Consider the following 18,920-nt stretch of genomic DNA (forward strand, 5'->3'; position numbering starts at 1 on the left):
TCTGGCGTGCCTACAGCAGTTGATGTTGCATTATGAACGACATACGTATCACCAGCATATGTAAAATAGAATACTTTATTCAAAATTGGAGAAGCGGATTGGTTACTTGCTATTGCAAGATTAATCGCTTCTTTAAGCGTTGTAGCATCTTTTACTACGCTATCCTCCACTCTCTCAAAGCCAGAAGATTGATCTAGGGCATTAAATTTGATCTTATCGCCGCCAGAAGCATCACCTACGACAATATATTTGCTAGCATCCACATCGGTCTTGGAGGCCCTAACATCAAACAAATCATTTCCCGCACCGCCGTTTATAGTAACGGTTTTATTAGCAACTAGAGTTTTTGTGATAATCTCGTCGTCGCCTGCGCCAAGGTCAATATCAACATTGTTTGCAACGTTGTTGGTAAGCATATTGTCAATAAGTGTAACCTTATCGTCCCCGCCAGTGGCCTTTAGTGATAATAAATTTGTATTAGAGTTATCTAAGGTTATAGTACCTTTTTCAACATTTTTAAGTCCGCTTAAGTCGATAGTCCTTACCGTATTGGTAGTATTTGCAGTATTTAAACTATAAATATCATAGCCTGCACCCAAATCGCCCGAAACTTTAATGTTTTCAACAGTATTAAGAGTAGCGTGGTTGCTGTAGGAGATGTCAAGTTTATCGCCTTTTACGGAACCTTCTATATCCGCTTTAAAATTTCTAGCCCCAGCCATTGCAACTTGTATATTGCCATTTGCTCCTGTTATTTGTGAAATTTTAAGGGTAATATCGTTTGCAGCTAAAATCCCCTGCAAATCAGTTAGTCCAAGAGTTTGGCCAAAATCTACATTCATTTTATCTGCATAGATATTGCCAAGCACCGTTTGATGCGCAGTGCCGCCTTTGATAACAAAACTATCTTTTACGAGAGTTTCAATATTTACACCGCCGACTAATATAAATTTTTGAATATTAACGCTATTGTTAACAATGTTTACAGATCCCGCATGCTCGATATCAAACTTTACTTCACCTTGAGTGTTGTTGTTTAAAAACGCATTAATTGTACCTTGCGTATTTAAAGTAGCGTTTAGAGATTGGTATCCTTGTTTCTCCATGGTAGCCTGCAAATGATCTGCTGTCAAGTTTATATCCTGGATAGATAAAGCAGTGCCAGCAACTACGGTAGCTGATGATTTTTCGGACGTTCCTTTTAGATTAATAGTAGAAAGCGACTCAAGTTTTTCGGAGTCTCCTGTGAAATCAAATCTACCGGCCGTAGTAATATCAAGATTTTGCAACGCTTTCATGTTATTATCGTTAGCTTTAAATACGCTGTCTTTTTGAACGCTCACAATTTTCATGGTAGTAGCTTTTTCCGCCTCAAAGCTAAGACCTTTAGAAACAACATCCAAAGAGTCTATATTGAGATTTATAGACGTGGCTTTATTGGCAGTAACTTTTGCGTTTCCTGACATAATGCCTTTTAAATTAACATTAAGACTTGTGGCTTCTGCAGCATTAATGCTTCCTAACTGCGTATCGTATTGGTTGTCATTAACATAGTTGATAGTTTTTAGAGCAGTAGAGTCTATTGTAATAAGATTACCGCCTTTAGTGTTTGTTATATAGTCTAAAGTATCCACCTTAGAATTTATAATATTTACTTTTGTATCAGAAACTTGAGTGTCCTTTAGGCCTATAGTCAATCTAACTACATCCGGCGACTTTTCCAAATCAACAACGGCAGGATGGCCAGGATTGGTAACTGTAGCATTTTTAAATATCAAATGCTCAACAGAAGTCGTAACAAGCTTTCTTGCAGTATCAAGACCACCTGTTAAGTTATCAAATTCTAAAGTATCATAGCCCTTTCCGCCATCAACGCGTAAAACACCGATAGTGCTTGCATCAATGTCTGCTTTAATAGTATCGTCAGCGCTACCGCCTTTTATATTCTCTAGAACTGATTTTGACGCAACCAAATTAGCAAACAACTTGGCCTTCAATTCAGAAGCATCAAAGTTCTTAGTATTTGCAGCAACGGCAACATCTAAACTAGCATCACCGGAAACCTTAACATTTTCAGTATTCACATCTTTAATATAACTTGCTCGACCTTGAGTTTTGATATTTAAAGTCTCTATACCACTAAATGTAGTAGGAATAGAGTTTGAAAGCATACCGATAGGGGTGCTTGCACCTACATTATCGAGTGTTAAATTTTGAACATCGCTATTACCAGATATGGTGCTAGACTGATATGTTAGCGTTATATAGTCATTTCTGAGGTCAGCTACGCTAAAGTCAATAATATTGGCCAAATTGATAACCCTAACAGCATTATTTCCATCAAGTTTGGCGCTCTTAAGACCGGTAACGCCGTTAGCATTAAACTCTTTAAGCGCTCCACCGTTATTTATTAGGTTTAAATTTTCTACATTTTTTAGCTCGCCTGTAGTAAATCCATTAAAATTTGTATTCATAGTAACGCTTAGAGTGTCGTTTCCTGTGCCACCGTCAATTTTGTCCTCAGGATTAAGAGTATTTTCGGAAAATACAGAGCTTGCGACAGCTTTTATGACATCAGTTTTAGCCGTACCGTTAACAGTATCCGCTGAAGTAGTAAGCGTATGAAAATCAGCATTTGCCATCTCGTCTACCTTGACTTTTTGCTCAGCCAAATTTGTAGAATTTGTAGTTCTAATTATCTCTTGGAATGGCGTATAGTTGTAATCGCCTGTACCATTTTGACTGATATTTGAAATTTTCTCCGCCATATATTTAGAAATTTCGGTCTTATTCTCAAATACTTTTGCCGCTACAGGATCCGCTGCTTTGGCTATTGCAGAAGTAGCTACGTCAAAAAGTTTGACGAGCATATCGCCTCTTGAGTTTCCGAGTTGAAGGTGTTTTACCCAGGCATTAATGCCGTCAGGGTCTTGAGAATAATCTTTGCCCAAGATGTTCTTGTAGACCATCTCCACAAAGTCTCTATCTTGATCTATGCTACCGCCGTAATACGCTATAGCCGCATCCGATTTTAGCATATCATTAGCTATCTGCGCTTGAGTTTTAGTTGCTCCTGCGCTTACCCATGCGTTAAAGCCCGCGCCTTCAGGGGCACGATTAAATAACGCTACGTAAAGCTGTGCAACTTGTGCTTGTGTTACTGCCATTAAGGACTCCTTTTTAGTGTGTTTCTTGAGTTTTTGGGTATCTTTACAGAATACTGTTGCTAATTATAGCATAAAAAATCACTTAAAACGTAAAAATTTAAAAAATAAATTTTACTTAAACGCTCTTTGCAAGTCCCGCATCATATCAACCGATATATTAGAATTAAGCCACTGGATTTCCAAATATGCGAGGACCAAATTATAAGATGCCGTTAGCGCTTCGTTTCTGGTTTTAAAAACTCTAGCGCGAGCGTCAAACAAATTTACCGCATCTTTCAAGCCCTCTTCGTAGCCTCTTTCTATTGATTTTACGTAAAGCTCCGCATTTTCCAAAGAGCGCTTCATTAACTCGCATTCGTCGATATAATTAAGATAGTTATTTATCGCTCTTTTTTGGCTGATCTCTATCTCTTTTTGAATATCTTTTTGTTGTTCGACACTAGCTAGTCTTAGTAGTTTACCCTCCTCTACTCTTGAGCTGGTCGCACCGCCCGTATATAAAGGCAGAGTAAATCGCAACATAGTATCTAGCTTTCTTCTTCTGTCGCCCGAATAGTTATTGTCTATGTAATACAAATTTGCATAGCTAATACTAAAATCAAGCGTAGGGAGATGCTCGCTTTTTCTCTTTTTGTATTCTTGTTCTGAGATTTCGACGGCCAAAACGCTGTCTTGAAATTTAAAATTTCTAGCTACATCGCTAAAATTCGACAAATTTACTTTTTTGAAAAATTCGGTATCGATGTTTGAAAAGCTATCCTTCACCTCGATCTCTTGCCCGACTAACTTTACTAGCTCTAGCTTTGCTACTTCGATATTTAGCTTAGCTTTGTTTACGCCCAGCAACGCCTCGTCTAATCTAACCTTAGATTCAAGCATATCCATTTTATTTACCAGCCCGAATTCCAAAGACTTCTGCATTTGGTTATATTTGGCTCGGTTGGCTTCTTCGTAGCTTTGAGCAAGAGCTAGCGTCTCGGATGCGAAGGTGTAGTTAAAATACGCCTCTACGACCCTTTTTGCCAGTTCCTGCTTAGTATTTTCGTACATTAGCTCATTGCCACGAACCCTGATTTCCTCTTGATTTCTTTGGTACCAGATAGCCGGCCTAAATACGCTCTGGCTAAGACTAACGCCTACCTTTTTATAGCTTTCGTTTATTTTTGATACTCTTCGCCTGTCCATTCTGTCGTATTTTTCGCCGACATATGCGGCTTCGGCATTAATGGTCGGCAAAAACATTGCCGTAGCTTGCGATAGCCTCTCTTGAGAGGCTATACTATTATACATGGTCATTTTAAGCTCATTATTGTTTTCAAGCGCCATTTCGTATGCCTGTGAGAGGCTAACGCTTTGAGCAAAAGCTAAATTTGAAGCCAACAATGCCGAAAGTAAAATTTTAGTCTTCATTGAACGCCCTTTTAAACATATCTATAAACGGTTTTAAGACATACTCAAGCATCGTTCTGTCACCGGTTTTGATCATTACTTCGACCGGCATTCCGGGAACTATAAAAAAGTCGTTTCTTTTAAACTCTTTCATGCCCTCTTCGGTAAGCTCGGCTTTAATATCGTAAAACGAGTGACCTGCATTATCCTGAATACTATCGGCCGATACGTACGTTACTTTACCTTCCATGACGAAGCTCGGCCTGTGCTGAAATGCGCTAAATCTAATATCGGCAAGCTGTCCCACATGCACCGTATCTATATCTACTACGTTTAGTCTAGCCTCTACGACATAGTCGGTCTCGTTCGGCACTATACTCATTATTCTCTCGCCGGGCCTTATTACGCCTCCGATAGTATGGAAGGCTAGCTCTACGACGCTACCCTCGACCGGAGATTTTACGATAGTACGCTCGGATTGATCTTTTAAAGCATTATAACGCTGTTGCAGATCCACAAGACGAGTTTTAGCGTCTTCAAGCTTTTTTAATACATCCTCTTTAAAGGTTCTGTCTCTTAATATAATCTGAGCTTGCGTCTCGGTAACCTGGACGTTTAGTCTTGCTATCTCGGCCTTACCCGCAGCTATTTCGCCCTCGACCGCCGTTTTTTCTCTATTTAGGTCGCGTAGCCTGACTTTGTCTGCCAACTGTTCCTTAAATAGCCTCTCCCACTCTTTAATCTCTTCGTTCAAAGATTTTATACGGTCTTGTTTGGCGCTTACTATCGCATTTGCGCCTTTGATTTGATTTTCAAGCTGTTTTATGCGTTGCTTTAGGATGGATTTTTCTTCATCCAAAAGCTTTTTTTGCGCATTAAATATACTCAACTGCCCGTCTATAGCCTCTTTATAGCCTTCGATTTGCTTTATTTCGTCACTAAATTTGACTTCCGTCGCATCGTCTTTTTGGGCTTCCAATCTAGAAACTATGACGCTGGTTCTTAAAAATTCTGCTCTAACTACGCTCATCTCGCTTTGCAAAGCGACGTTTTTGATCTCGACTAGCGGATCGCCCTCTTTGACCATATCTCCGTCTTTAACGAAAATTTTATCTACGACGCCACCCTCAAGGTGTTGGATGATTTTTTTGTTACTAACTACGCCTATTTTACCAGTAGCAACGGCGGCGCTATTAAGGGGCGCCATACCGAGCCAAATTCCAAAAACTCCGACTAGCAAAAATATAACGAACAACCCAAAATTTACGGTGCCTTTTTCACTTTTAAGTATCATCTTAGCCCTCCGCATCTTCTAGGCTTATACTACGCCTTTTTTGTTGTTCTGCGACCTGCGGTTGCTGCGCATTTGCTTTGCCGAGCTCAGCCAATACCGCATCTCTGGCGCCAAAGTACATCAATCTTCCCGCATTTAAAACGGCGATTTTATCAACCAAATTTAAGATATTTAGTTTGTGCGTTATTAGTACTATAGTCGCCTTGCCCTTCATGGACGCAAGTGCGGCAAATAGCGCTCTTTCGCCCTCTTCGTCTAGACTAGCGTTAGGTTCGTCCAGTACGATTATTTTAGGCTCCTTATAAAGCGCTCTGGCAAGAGCGACTCTTTGACGTTGACCGCCGCTTAGGCTGGCTCCGCCTATGCCTATTTTAGTTTCATATCCGTCCGGCAAATTTAATATCATATCATGAACGTTAGCTAGCTTTGCAGCCCGCACGATCGCCTCGCTATCCAGTTCGCCGAATCTCGCGATATTTTCCGCAATATTTCCTTCGAAAAGCTCGACGTCTTGCGGCAAATACCCCACAAACTGACCCAAATGGTCGCTATTGTACTGAGTGATATCGGCTCCGTCCACGCGCACTACGCCGTGAAATACAGGCCACACGCCTAGCATTGCTCTAGCTAGCGAGCTTTTACCAGCGGCGCTCGGACCGATAATCGCGCACATATCTCCGCTTTTAAGCTCGAAATTTATGCCCATCAAAGTAGGCACTTTGCCATGAGGCGGTACTAGGCTTATGGTTTCTAGAAAAATATCGCCTTTTGGATCCGGGAGCTTAAGCTTTTCGTTGTCGGCAGGGAAATCCTCCAAAAACTGCGAAAGTCTAGCATAGCTCTCTTTGGTGTTCTTATAGCTTTTCCAGCTTGAGATCAATATATCAAGCGGAGCTAGCGCGCGACCCATGATAATAGAGCCCGCGATCATCATGCCCGGATTTACCTCCTGCAAGACGACCAAATACGCGCCAAGACCCAGCATCAGCGACTGTGAAACGACGCGAAATACCTTACTGATATTTGCGTACATTCCGGCTTTTACGCTAGACTCGGAGTGAGCTTCTAGAAATTCATTATGCTTTTTGTGCCAAATTTTCTTTAAATTTCCGTTCATGCCCATAGCTTGGATGACTTCGGAATTTCTCAAATTTAGATCGACAAAGCGGGTTTCGGCGCCAAAAGCGTCATTTGACCTTTTTAGTCCGTCTTTAGTCGCACCTTCGTTTAAAAGAGCCAAAATAAACAAAACGATCGCAGCCGCGATACTAAAATATCCAAAATACGGGTGGAAGAAAAACAGTATCAATATATAAAAAGGTAGCCACGGCGCGTCAAGAAACGCAAATACGCCGTTGGTGCTGAGATATTGTTTTATGGTATTTAGATCTCTCATCGGCTGAGAAGATACCCTGCCAGGCTGTCTGGCTGAGAGTTTAAAGATCGCGTCATACACTCTCTCGGACAGCCTTAAGTCTATCTGGTTTGAAAAAACTACCAAAATTCTCGAACGTAAAATTTCGAAAAACATCATACATAGATATAAGAATATAACTATCAGCGTAAGGAAAAATAACGTATCAAGGCTCCTTGACGTTACGACCCTACCGTAAAGTTGTAACATATATAGAGGAGAAGTTAGCATCAAAACGTTTATGAACATGCTGAAAATTCCAGCATATATCATAGCATGTTTGGATTTTTTAATACTCTCCTTTAGTTCATTTACTTTCATTTTCTTTTTTACTTTCGTTTTCTAAAATTCTACCCGCCAAATTTTCCAAATTCGTTAAGCTTCTAATGTGCGCATCTATTAGGCTAACATAGCCCTTTCTAACAAAATCAGCCAAAGTAGCGTCGTCAAGCTCGTTTAGCTTTTTCCTGCTCACGACAGAAAAGCCTTTGATTAGGGTGATTTTTTTATCGTTATCAGAGACGGTTAGCTCTTTGTTTATCAAAATTCCAGCCTTTTTGATCTCTTCTAACGCTTTTTGCGTAGCCTCTAGCTGGGCATTGTAGTTTTGCATAGCGTTTATGGTGTTTTGCAAAAACTCACTCGGCTCTTCGTTTTTCTTGAATAATTTTTCGCCTTTACCTTTTAGCTGAGGCGCATCCTCGTCTATACAAAGGATATTTTTATCCTCGACTTTAGCAAGAGTAAAAGGATAGTTTTGCAAGATCGCAGGTACGTAGCCTTTGTAGTTTTTATCTATTATTAAATTTTCATTTCTACCTAGTAGTACTAGCAGTTTAGGCACTACGTCGTTCGTGAAAACTATAGGTAAATCTTTCTCGCAGAAAAATGCCTCGCTCGCTACTATCTCCGCAAACGGGAAATTTGGTAACGCATCTTGGTGATAAGACACTCCGTTATGTACTTCTGAATTTAAAGCAACTATTTTCATTTCAGTCCTTTTTTTAAAATTTTGAATCTCTATTTTTTTTGCTAAACTTAAGTTTTTGTCGATGCTTCTGAAGGTATATCCGCCGTTTTGTTGCAAAAATGCCAAAACATCTTCAAATTCGTTTATAAAAACGTCTCGGATTTCGTATCTTTTGATGTCGCTTTCTTGGATATAACCCCGCGCTTTATTCCTATTTCTTATAAAGGCGCTATTTAGCTCTTGCATGATCTTAGGTATATTTAAGGATTTCAAAAATAGCGATATGGAATTAGGCTCCAAAATGTAGCCTAAAATTTCCATATCGTATTTTTGGGTTAGTGAACTTAAAATTTCAACATAAAGGTCTTTTTCGCTTTGATCGGCAAAAAAGTTGCCCTTTTGTTTTATCAAAACCATTTCTGATTTTATTTCTCTAACCGCTCTACCCAAAATTTACCTTAACCAGTAACTAAAACATCAAGAATGTGATTGTAATCCTTTTATGCTTAAATAAATATTAAAAAGTGCCAGAGTAACTAATTTTATTTTTTAAGCTACAAATTCTATGGAATAGTTACTGCTTATAATTCCGCGGTAAATGCTCGTTGTATTTTATGATTTTTTAGCCTAGATATCGTAATATACGATGTTTGTCGTTTGCTACTATTAGTACGTAGTACTAAAATTCACTTCTAAGGAGCCAATATGGCAGTAACGCAAGCACAAGTCGCCCAGCTTTATGTGGCATTGTTTAACAGAGCGCCGGAGGGAGCCGGATTAAACGCGTGGGTAAGCGCCGGAGCCGCTAAAACCCAAGCGCAAATAGCCGACGATATGCTCAAAGCGCCGGCCGTACAGTCGTATTTTAACGGCAGTATAGATACCGATAAAGGCTATATCGAAAATATCTATAAAAACATCCTCGGCAAGGACTACTCGCAAGATCCGGCAGGCATAGATGCGTGGGTAAGGCATCTACAAGCCGGCCATACCAGAGGCGAGACACTAACGAAGCTTTTCGAGGTAGCGGCATCGGCGGAGGCTAAGGCGGCCGATCCTAGGGCTGCTAAAATTTTCGAAAATAAATCCGCAGTCGCGGCCTATATGGCGGAAAAAATAGGCGATATCGGCAAAGACGGTAGCGGAAATTTCGACTATGCGCCGTTTCAGGAGATTATCAGGACGACGAACGAGTCAAATTTAGAAGCGCAAAAAGCCAAAATAGACGAGCTAGCCAGCAAAGGCGTCGAAAAGAGCCTAACCGACGGCCTGGACAACATAGCAGGCACCGCGGGCAACGACGTATTTAACGGCGTTTACTACGCAGGCAACGGCACGCAAAAGTCTACTTTGTCGCCGCTTGATAAAATCGACGGCGGCGCCGGCAAAGACACGCTAAATTTGACCGTGTTTAAAAACGACGCTCCGCAAAATTTAACTACGACCGAGCTCCAAAATATCTTTAAAGGCGTAAGCAACGTCGAAAATCTAAATTTGATCTCGGAGACTGGGTTTGACGCCGCCGGAGTCAAATTTAACTTCGGGCTGGAAAATTTAAACATCTCTACCATAGGCGACGTGAGCGTATCCGAGACCGACGCGACGAACAAAGTCTCCATAAACACCACAGGCAAAGTTTCGCTAAACGCAAAAAACGCCCAAGATATCGATATCTCGGCAAAATCGGACGTAACCTTGATCGCGCAGGACGCTAAAACCGTAAACGTAAACAGCGAAGGCAAGGCAAATATCGCCGCAACCGCCGCTCAGACGTTAAATTTGAAAGCCAACGGCGAAACCGAAGTCGCAACGAGCGCAAAGACCGTAAATATCGATCTAAAAAACAAAACCAACGCTCTTAAAAACTTCACGACCCAAGCCGCCGATTTAACGCTTGCAAATTTAAAGATAAACGATACCTCCGGAAATAACGTGCTCATCGCATACGGCGCCAAAAAGATCAGCGTGACGGACGTTGATTTTGGCGCCAACTCCATCCGAACCGACGAACGGGACGTGGATTTTACGATGTCTTACGCGGACGAAGGCCTAGCTAAACTATCTTCAAGTGCGGCCGATAAAGTAAAAACGTTAAATTTACACGCTAAAGCGGGTAAAAAAGGCCAGCTAGATCTAGGCAACATCGCGTCGCTAACCAAGGTCGCGGTAGACGGCGGCATGAGAGAATTTGCTATGGACTTGTCGGCTCAAACAAATCTTACGAATTTTGACTCTAGCGCTTACGAGGGCAATCTCTCGAACCTAAAACTCAAAAACGTCCAAAACGCCACCGCAAAACTAGGCGGCGGGGATGATTTCGTAGAGATAGATAGCGCGGCAAACGTCCATAGTATCGACGGCGGCGCGGGCGAAGACACCATGGTCGTAATCTCTGCCGTAGCAACCGCGGCGACGAACAAGCTTTCTCTTTTAAATTTTGAAAATTTAAAGATAACCGATGCCTTAAGCGGAGCCGTAGATATGACTAAGTGGGCAAATCTGAGCTCCGTAACGCTAGCCGGCGGAGCGGGAGCGGGAGCAAAGATAGATAATCTAGCGAACAACTCTACGATAGTCGTCGAAAACGCCGCGATCGCAAACGACATAGCCGTAAATATCAAAGACGCGGCGAGCGGCGCAGACGATACGCTAATCTTAAAGATAAATCCTAAAGCAAATACGGCAGGCCTGGACAATACCGGAAATTTCGTCATAGACGGCATAGAAAACGTCCGCATCGCCTCAAACGCCGACACGGCAAAAACCGCCGCGGCCAAAAACGTAATAAACCTAAACGCCAGCGACGCGACTAAATGCGCACTATCGGGCGTCTACGTGAGCGGCGACGGCAATACCGAACTAAAACTAGGCGCGAATATCGTAAAAATAAAAGGCGTTGACGCAAGCTCGCTAACGGGCAAATTTACCTTTGACGCGGGGAATCACGTCGAAAGAGGCGGCGTCGTAAAAGGCGGTAGCGGAGATGATACGCTAAGCTTCGGCTCGGTGGCGGGCCTCAAAATAACGGGCGGAGCGGGCAACGACGTCTTTAAGGTCGGCAAGCTAGGAGCGGAGGCAAATTCGCCTTTTGGCACGGACAAGCTAAGCTCCATAACGGACTTTAGCAAAGGCGACAAGCTATACACCGGAGGCGCCGCCGCGGAGGCGAATTCTATCGCCAAATACGACTCGGACGCATCGCTAGACTTCGCCAACAACTTACGCGAAGCCGAAAAGGCGGCCGCTCAGCACGCGTCAAAGAGTGCGTATTTCACCTATCAGTCAAATACCTACATCGTTACGTCCGACGGCGTGCAAGGCGTAGGACAGGACGACTACGTGACCAAGCTAGCCGGCACGGTAGATCTAAGCGGCGCGAGAGTAGATAGCGATCACAATATCGTCTTATAGTTTCGCCTAAATTCATTTTTACCCTTCACAGCGGTAGGCCGACACAGTGCGGTTCTGCCGCCTAAATTTTCATTATTTTTATCTACGATTTATCGACAATCAGGAATTTAATGCTATAATCGCCACGGAATTAAACAAAATCCCAATTTACCCAAAGGAGGCCTTTTATGGCAGTAACAAAAGCACAAGTAGCCCAACTTTATGTGGCATTATTTAACAGAGCACCCGAAGGCGCTGGTTTAAACGCATGGGTTTCGGCAGGCGTTTTTAGAGATCAGGCGCAAACCGCAGACGCTATGCTACAAAGCCCTGCTATCGCAGCATATTTTAACGGCAGAATAGATACAAACAGAGGATACGTAGAAAATATCTATAAAAATATCCTAGGCAAAGACTACTCTCAAGATCCAGACGGCATCAACGCTTGGGTACGCCACCTAGAGCTAGGACACACAAGAGGCGAGACTCTAGTTACTCTTTTCCAAGTAGCAAGATCGCCTGAGGCTATCGCGGCAGACCCTACGGCAGCGGCGGTATTTGCAAACAAAACCGCTATCGCGGCATATATGGCTGAAAAGATAACCGACATAGAAAGCGACGGATCGGGCAACTTTAACTATGCTCCGTTCCAACAGATTATCGAGACCACAAACAGCACCAACCTAGAGGAGCAAAAAGCTAAAATAGATCAACTAGCCGCAGAAGCCGCAGCCGGAAGCAAGACTTTCACTACCGGTCTAGATAATTTCCTAGGCACCGAAGGCGACGATACGTTTAACGGTATCTACTACGTAGGCAACGGCGATAAGACATCTACTCTATCATCTCTGGATACTCTTGATGCTAGAGGCGGTAAAGATACATTAAATCTAACTATACTAAAAAACGGCGCGGCCACCACCTTTACTATGGACGATATAGATGTCGCCATGAGAGGCGTGACTAATATCGAAAATTTAAACATCAAATCAGAGGTCGCATTTACTACAACCACATTTCCTTTAGACAAGGGCCTAGATAACCTAAGCATTCAAACAGCCGGTGCAGTAACTACGACTACCGATACTAAAGAAGTAGTCGCTATAGATACTACCGGAGCACTTAACTTAACTGCAACGGAAGCGACAAAAGAAGTGATAGCAAAATCGTCAGCTGGTGCAGTAACCGTAAATGCAGCTAAACTAGAAGGCAAGGTATCTATCGACGCAGGCGCAGGCGCAAACCTAACGGCAGCCAAAGCCCAAGAAGTCGTCATAAAAGCCAAAGGCAACACAACTATAGCAGATGCCTCAAAAGCTACCAAGGTAACCGTAAATCTAAACGATAAAGCCAATACGCTGACAATAACAAGCCCACTAGCCGAAGCTACAGAGGTAACTCTATCTAGCCTAAAGCTAACAGCCGCTACAGCCGTAGCTAAAGCTACTAAAATAAGCGTAACCGATGTTGATTTTGCTACATTTAATATCTCTACCGATGTAGAAAACGTTGATTTTAGTATGAACTATAAATTTAAAGAAGGTAGCACCGACGCTGAATTAACGGCAGCCCTAGCAGCAGCTAACGCAACAAATCTAACCCTACACGCAAAAGCCGATAAAAAAGCATTCTTTACCTACGGCGGCGCGACTGATAAGCTAGTAAAAGCAGTCATCGACGGCGACGCTAAAAATTTAACCGCTAATTTTAGCGCACAAACAAAACTTGCAAACATCGACGCAAGCGCATTTACCGGAAATTTTGAAAAATTAACCGTCAGTAACGTAGCTAACTCGACCGTAAAACTAGGTAGCGGAAACGACGTAGTAGAACTAACGGCAACAACAAACAAGCAAACTATCGACGGCGGAGCCGGAACGGACCTAGTATCGGTAACTTCAGGTATAGCTAAAAATGGCGCGGGCGATAATGTAACGCTTACCAATTTTGAAGGATTGCAAATATCAAATGCGCTAGCCGATGACGTAGATATGTCTAAATGGGGAGCGTTTAATAACGTCACTCTAGTTCAAGGCGTAAACGCTGGAGGTAAGCTTCAAAAACTTCTAAACGACTCCACTATAACTATAGACACGATCACTCAATCAAACGATCTTGTCGTAGGAGTCAAAGACGCTGCCACGGGCACTGCCGATAAGGTAAATTTTGTATTAAATCCAAAAGGCACCGCTGCAGGTCTAACGGGCAAATTCGTAGTAGACGACATAGAGAACATAGACATAGCGTCAAATTTAGACAACGCAAAAACAGCCGCAGCCGTAAACACAATCGAACTAAAAGCTAGCGCCGACAAAGGCACTCTAGCTAACATAGTAGTAAAAGGCGATGCAAACTCAACAATACTAACTCTAGACACTAATTTCAAAAAGGTAAAAACCGTAGATGCAAGCACTCTTAAAGGAAAATTTACATTTGACGCTAGTGGTCACCTTGATGAAAAATCAGTAATCAAAGGCGGAGCGGGAGACGATACGATAACCTTCGGTAGCAAATCAAGCGTAACTGTAACGGGCGGAGCGGGCGACGATACGTTTGTATTAGGAACCGTAGGCGACAGCGCAGCATTCCCTGCATCAAAAACGGCTACCATTAAAGATTTCTCTAAAGGCGACAAACTCAAAATAGGCGCAAATTTAGGAGGAACCATTGATCAAAATATCGCAAGATACGATTCAACAAAATCGCTAGACTTTGCAAACAACCTATCTAGAGCCCTAGACGTCGCAAAGGCTGCAAGCAACGAACTAGCTTACTTTACCTACACCGATCCTGATAGCAATGCGACAGACACCTATCTAGTAAGATCAGACGCTACCGCTGGCATAAGCGCTAACGACTATGTAGTAAAACTAAACGGCATAGTAGACCTAGCCAATGCTACGCTTGCCGATGCGGGTACAAACCTACAGCTAACCCTCTAATCTCCGCGATAAACCCCGACCTTTCGGGGTTTATCCTTTTTAAACTCTCAAATTTCTCTCTTTCAAATTTTGCCGAACGAATCAAATTTAACGACGGACCAAATTTGCGCTCAAATTTAATCCGCCGCACGTAAATTTGACGGCAAAAATCTAAATTTCGCCGCATCAAATTTAAAATAATCAAATTTGCACCGGCCGTAAAAGCCCTAAAATTCGTCCTTCTCAATCAAATTTGAAAAAATCAAAAAAATTTTACCTCTACCCCTAAAGTTTTTTTGATTTCGTCCGATATAGTTTTTGAACGACAAGAAGTCGTAATTAAACTTTAAAAGGATTTACAATGAGTTTTCGTATTAACACGAACATCAACGCTCTAAACACACACGCAAACGCAGTCGGTAACAACCGCAACCTTTCTCTTTCTTTGGGTAAACTTAGCTCAGGTTTGAGAATCCAAACTGCAGCAGATGACGCTTCTGGTCTTGCTATCGCTGATAGCCTTCGCTCTCAAGCTAGCGCGCTTGGTCAAGCTATCGCAAACGGTAACGACGCTATCGGTATCATCCAAGTAGCGGATAAGGCTATGGACGAGCAGCTAAAAATCCTTGATACTATCAAAGTAAAAGCTACTCAATCAGCTCAAGACGGTCAAACAACAGATTCTCGTCAAGCGCTACAAGCCGACATCGTTCGCCTAATGGAAGAGCTAGACAACATCGGTAATACAACGTCTTTCAATGGTCAGCAGCTACTAAACGGAACATTCTCTAACAAAGAGTTCCAAATCGGCGCTTACTCAAACCAAACAGTTAAAGCTTCTATCGGCGCTACTACGTCAGATAAGATCGGTCTAACGAGATTTGAGAGCTCTAAGCTACTAACCAAAATGGATGTAGTATCTCTTACTTTCCTAAATGTTGACGGAGTAAACAATGTCAAAGTCGCTGCTGCTACCGTTTCAACAGGTCTTGGAAAAGGAATAGGCGCTTTAGCTGAAAACATCAATAAAGTATCTGATAAAACAGGTATCAGAGCTACTTACGATGTAACTCGCATCATGAGCAAGGCCGTAGAAAAAGCCTCTATCCAAAGCTTTGCTATCAACGGCGTAAAGATCGGTGATTTGGATGTGCAAGCAAACGATGCCAACGGCGCCCTAGTAAACGCTATCAACAGAGTAAAAGACCAAACCGGCGTTGAAGCTTCTATAAATACAGAAGGCAAGATGGTTCTTACTAGCCGCGACGGTCGCGCTATGAGCTTTGCTGGCAAAGATATCGATAAAGTTATCGGCGCGAAAGATAAATCAGGCTTTATAGGTAGACTAAACCTAGTAAGACTAGACGGCAGAGATATCAAAATGAAAGGCGGCGGAGGCACTAAGCTCTCAGTAGCGTTCTCATCTGACGGCGGCGCACAGCAATCTGTAGCTATGAGAGATATTCGCGGACAGATAGATAAAAAACTAGCAACTGCTATGGGCTTCCAAAGAATGAAAGCCGATATAAGCTCTAACCAATCAGCAGGCGTTATGACTCTACGCGGCGCAATGGCTGTTATGGATATCGCTGAGTCTGCTCAGAAAACTCTTGATCAGATCCGCTCAGACCTAGGTTCTGTTCAAAATCAGCTTGTTGCAACTGTAAACAACATCACAGTTACTCAAGTAAACGTAAAATCAGCTGAATCTCAAATCAGAGACGTTGATTTCGCTGCCGAGTCAGCAAACTTCTCTAAGTTTAACATCCTTGCTCAGTCAGGAAGTTATGCTATGAGCCAAGCTAACTCTGTTCAGCAAAACGTTTTAAGACTACTTCAGTAGTTAACACTTTAAGGCCGCTTCGGCGGTCTTAGATTTCAAAAACCCAAACACCAATAATTAAGACATCTCCAAAAATAATAGTTAATACAGGCGCCAAATTTGACGCCTGCTCTTTAGAAGTGAATTTTAAAGTCGAGTTTTACCCGCTCGACTTTTTGCTTCAAATTTTATCCCATTTTTCCAAGTCAAATTTAAATTCAAACGGTAAATTAATGCCATTAATTTAAAATTTTTGCTACAATTACCGCAAAAAATTAAAAAGGCTATATTAATGAAAAGCTTAATCATCGTGGAGTCCCCCGCGAAAGCCAAAACGATCAAAAATTTCCTCGGAAGCGACTACGACGTCATCGCATCAAAAGGCCACATCAGAGATCTGCCAAAGACGGCATTTGGTATCAAGATAGAGGGCGAAAAATTTACTCCAGAATACAAAATAAGCGCCGACCACTCCGCAATAGTAAAAGAGATCAAAGAGCTAGCCAAAAACGCCGACCAAATCTACCTCGCAACCGATGAGGACCGCGAAGGAGAAGCCATCGCCTATCACATCGCCTCAGCCATCGGCAAAAAGCCCGAAAGCCTGCCTCGTATCGTGTTTCACGAGATAACCAAAAGCGCCATAGAGGCTGCGCTAAAAAATCCGCGCACGATAAATATGGATAGCGTAAACGCGCAGCAAGCACGCCGCCTGCTAGACCGAATCGTAGGCTACAAGCTCTCGCCACTGTTAAATTTAAAGATCCAAAAAGGACTAAGTGCGGGACGCGTGCAAAGCGCGGCTCTAAAAATCATCGTGGATAGAGAGCGCGAGATACGCGACTTTAAACCGATCGAGTACCACAGCATCGACGCAGTTTTCAAAAAAGACCTCGACGCCGAGCTGGTTAAATTTGAAGCGCAAAAGATAGAAAAGCTAACGATAACAAACGGCGATAGAGCCAAATTTATAGTAGAAAATCTAAAAAATGACAAATTTAGCGTCCGAGAGATCGAAGCCAAAGAGCGCAAAACCGAGCCCGCGCCGCCTTTTATGACCTCGACGCTACAACAAAGCGCGAGCAACCGCCTAGGCTTTAGCCCGAAAAAAACGATGATGATCGCGCAAAATTTATACGAGGGCGTGCAGACGCATCAGGGCTTCATGGGCGCGATAACCTACATGAGAACGGACAGCCTAAATCTCGCCAAAGAAGCCGTCGCAGCCGCGCGAGAGACGATCGAGAAAGAGTACGGCGAACGCTACTTGCCGGCAAAGGCTAAAATTTACGCAACCAAAAGCAAAGGCGCGCAAGAAGCCCACGAGGCGATCCGCCCGACCAATCTTAGCTTCACGCCAGCTATCGCCGCGCAATATCTAGAAAAAGACGCGCTACGCCTCTACACGCTCATCTACAACCGCTTTTTAGCCTGCCAGATGAGCGCTAGCGTGAGCCAAACGCAAAACGTATTCGTCGCGGGCGCAAAGGGCGAGTTTAAAATAAGCGGCCGCAAGGTGCTGTTTGACGGATTTTACCGCGTTTACGGCGATATGGATAAGGATAAAATTTTGCCCGACCTAAAAATCGGCGACGAGATGAGCCTGCAAAGCATCAAAAGCTCGCAGCACTTCACCGAACCGCCGTCTCGCTACTCGGAGGCCGGACTCGTTAAAAAGCTAGAAAGCCTAGGCATAGGGCGCCCTAGCACCTACGCGCCGACCATCTCGCTGCTGACCTCTCGCGATTACGTCAAAGTCGAGAAAAAGCAGCTCGTGCCAAACGAGATCGCCTTTACGATGATGGGCGTTTTGGAGGAGCATTTTAGCGATATAGTAGATAGCGAATTTACGTCAAATATGGAAGAAAAGCTCGATCACGTCGCCGAAGATAAAGCCGACTGGCAAAAGCTTTTGAGCGATTTTTATCATCCGTTTATAGATAAAATTTCAGCTGGCAAAACGGGCATAAAAAGCCAAAAAGTCGCCACTCCGATCGGCGAAAAGTGCCCTGAGTGCGGCGGCGAGCTACTACTGCGAAAAGGGCGCTACGGCGAGTTTATCGCGTGCGGAAATTTCCCAAAATGCAAATACTCGCGCAATATCGCAAAGGAAGGGCAAGGCACGCAGGAAGGCGAAGCGGCGACAAAACCGAAAAAAGAGCTCAAAAAGATCGACGTGCCGTGTCCAAAATGCGGCGGCGATATCGTCGAGCGCATCAGCCGCAGAGGTAAATTTTACGGTTGCGCAAACTACCCCAAATGCGACTTCGTCTCAAACTACGAGCCAGTCGCCGAAAAATGCGACGAATGCGGCGGCGATATGATCAAAAAAGAGCTAAAAAAGGGGACGTTTCACGAGTGTACGAAGTGCAAGAAAAAGGTGCAAATCGCGGTGCAATAACGGCGGCTTGTCTTTTTGGTTTATACTTCGTTAGAAATTTCGCCGAAGCTCGGTTACATACTACTTGTATGCGCCCTCGCTCGGCTCATTTCCGCCTCGTCTAAAGAAAAAATACGGCGCCTTCACTTTTTACGTTCAAATTTGAAGCCGAA

Annotated in this window: 9 protein-coding genes; 4 read left to right on the forward strand and 5 right to left on the reverse strand. The window is 43.2% G+C overall.

The annotated features are described in order from the left end of the window. From Q0546_RS08850 to Q0546_RS08870, 5 genes are all read right to left on the reverse strand, one after another. The coding region (locus Q0546_RS08850) for a DUF4214 domain-containing protein (RefSeq protein WP_298792305.1) at positions 1–3,167 on the reverse strand (3,167 nt) is incomplete at its 3' end. A 111-nt stretch (positions 3,168–3,278) separates the two neighbouring features. Beyond that, positions 3,279–4,577 (reverse strand): TolC family protein, encoded by a 1,299-nt coding sequence (locus tag Q0546_RS08855; protein ID WP_298792307.1) that lies wholly within the window; start codon positions 4,575–4,577, stop codon positions 3,279–3,281. Continuing rightward, positions 4,567–5,850 (reverse strand): HlyD family type I secretion periplasmic adaptor subunit, encoded by a 1,284-nt coding sequence (locus Q0546_RS08860; RefSeq protein WP_298057380.1) that lies wholly within the window; start codon positions 5,848–5,850, stop codon positions 4,567–4,569. Before Q0546_RS08860 ends, Q0546_RS08855 begins: the two co-directional genes overlap by 11 nt. A 1-nt stretch (position 5,851) precedes the next feature. Beyond that, on the reverse strand, positions 5,852–7,585 hold the full coding sequence (locus tag Q0546_RS08865; RefSeq protein ID WP_298792309.1) for a type I secretion system permease/ATPase: 1,734 nt from the start codon (positions 7,583–7,585) through the stop codon (positions 5,852–5,854). Continuing rightward, complete coding sequence (locus Q0546_RS08870) at positions 7,572–8,684, reverse strand: SapC family protein (RefSeq protein ID WP_298792311.1); 1,113 nt, start codon at positions 8,682–8,684, stop codon at positions 7,572–7,574. Before Q0546_RS08870 ends, Q0546_RS08865 begins: the two co-directional genes overlap by 14 nt. A 255-nt stretch (positions 8,685–8,939) precedes the next feature. On the opposite strand from Q0546_RS08870, the gene Q0546_RS08875 reads away from it, so the two are divergent. From Q0546_RS08875 to topA, 4 genes are all read left to right on the forward strand, one after another. Continuing rightward, on the forward strand, positions 8,940–11,645 hold the full coding sequence (locus Q0546_RS08875; protein ID WP_298792313.1) for a DUF4214 domain-containing protein: 2,706 nt from the start codon (positions 8,940–8,942) through the stop codon (positions 11,643–11,645). 167 nt (positions 11,646–11,812) lie between these two features. Next, positions 11,813–14,566 (forward strand): surface array protein, encoded by a 2,754-nt coding sequence (locus tag Q0546_RS08880; RefSeq protein WP_298792316.1) that lies wholly within the window; start codon positions 11,813–11,815, stop codon positions 14,564–14,566. A gap of 340 nt (positions 14,567–14,906) precedes the next feature. Further along, positions 14,907–16,388, forward strand: a complete 1,482-nt coding sequence (locus Q0546_RS08885) for a flagellin B (protein ID WP_298792318.1) — start codon at positions 14,907–14,909, stop codon at positions 16,386–16,388. A gap of 271 nt (positions 16,389–16,659) precedes the next feature. Further along, a complete protein-coding gene (topA, locus tag Q0546_RS08890; RefSeq protein ID WP_298792320.1) occupies positions 16,660–18,768 on the forward strand; it encodes a type I DNA topoisomerase in 2,109 nt (702 codons plus the stop codon). The last annotated feature ends 152 nt before the right edge of the window (positions 18,769–18,920 follow it).

It is taken from the genome of uncultured Campylobacter sp., assembly GCF_937997465.1.
Lineage (GTDB): Bacteria > Campylobacterota > Campylobacteria > Campylobacterales > Campylobacteraceae > Campylobacter_A.

What these genes read in the sequence shown, in the direction of transcription:
- Q0546_RS08875 (WP_298792313.1), top strand. Translation starts at nt 8,940, where the DNA reads ATGGCAGTAACGCAAGCACAAGTCGCCCAGCTTTATGTGGCATTGTTT.
- Q0546_RS08855 (WP_298792307.1), bottom strand. Translation starts at nt 4,577, where the DNA reads ATGAAGACTAAAATTTTACTTTCGGCATTGTTGGCTTCAAATTTAGCT.
- topA (WP_298792320.1), top strand. Translation starts at nt 16,660, where the DNA reads ATGAAAAGCTTAATCATCGTGGAGTCCCCCGCGAAAGCCAAAACGATC.
- Q0546_RS08885 (WP_298792318.1), top strand. Translation starts at nt 14,907, where the DNA reads ATGAGTTTTCGTATTAACACGAACATCAACGCTCTAAACACACACGCA.
- Q0546_RS08880 (WP_298792316.1), top strand. Translation starts at nt 11,813, where the DNA reads ATGGCAGTAACAAAAGCACAAGTAGCCCAACTTTATGTGGCATTATTT.
- Q0546_RS08860 (WP_298057380.1), bottom strand. Translation starts at nt 5,850, where the DNA reads ATGATACTTAAAAGTGAAAAAGGCACCGTAAATTTTGGGTTGTTCGTT.
- Q0546_RS08865 (WP_298792309.1), bottom strand. Translation starts at nt 7,585, where the DNA reads ATGAAAGTAAATGAACTAAAGGAGAGTATTAAAAAATCCAAACATGCT.